The 643-nt window shown below is 58.2% G+C and carries 1 protein-coding gene; it reads right to left on the bottom strand.

The window, feature by feature from the left end:
* Positions 1 to 643 (bottom strand): condensation domain-containing protein (locus tag H2510_RS20555; RefSeq protein ID WP_261393110.1); only part of this gene is annotated, 643 nt, incomplete at both ends.

The raw sequence follows: 643 nt of genomic DNA on the forward strand, positions 1-643 counted from the left end.
ATACCCACCCACACCCAAAGGACGACCACCCTCGTCGTAACGATCCGTCACGATCAAATGCAGATCGAACTGCGAAATCCCCGTATCAGCATCCAAACCGCTCACCGACAACCCGGACAACTCCAACGAACTCTGCGCAAGATTCTGGAAAGACAACCCCACCTGGAACAACGGATGCCGCGCCGTCGACCGAACCGGATTGAGCACCTCCACCAGCCGCTCGAACGGCACATCCGCATGCGCAAACGCCTGCAGATCACTCGCCCGAGTCTGCGCCAACAACTCCTCGAACGTCATCGAAGAATCAACCCGACTACGGAAAACCAACGTGTTGACGAACATCCCGATGATGTCGTCCAAAGCTTTGTCGCTACGACCAGCGAACGGAGTACCGATCGCAATGTCATCGGTACCCGACAATCGAGCGAACAACACCGCCATCGCCGAATGCACCACCATGAACAGTGTGCTGTTCGTCCGACGCGCAAGCTGCACGAGCTGAGCATGCAAATCCGCATCGACCGCGAAGTCGGCCCGATCTCCCGCATACGACTGCACCGCCGGACGCGGACGATCCATCGGCAGATCGAGCTGATCAGGAAGGCCCGCCAAAGCAGTCTTCCAATACGACACCTGCTGCGCA

This window comes from Rhodococcus sp. BP22, assembly GCF_014281965.1.
Lineage (GTDB): Bacteria > Actinomycetota > Actinomycetes > Mycobacteriales > Mycobacteriaceae > Rhodococcoides.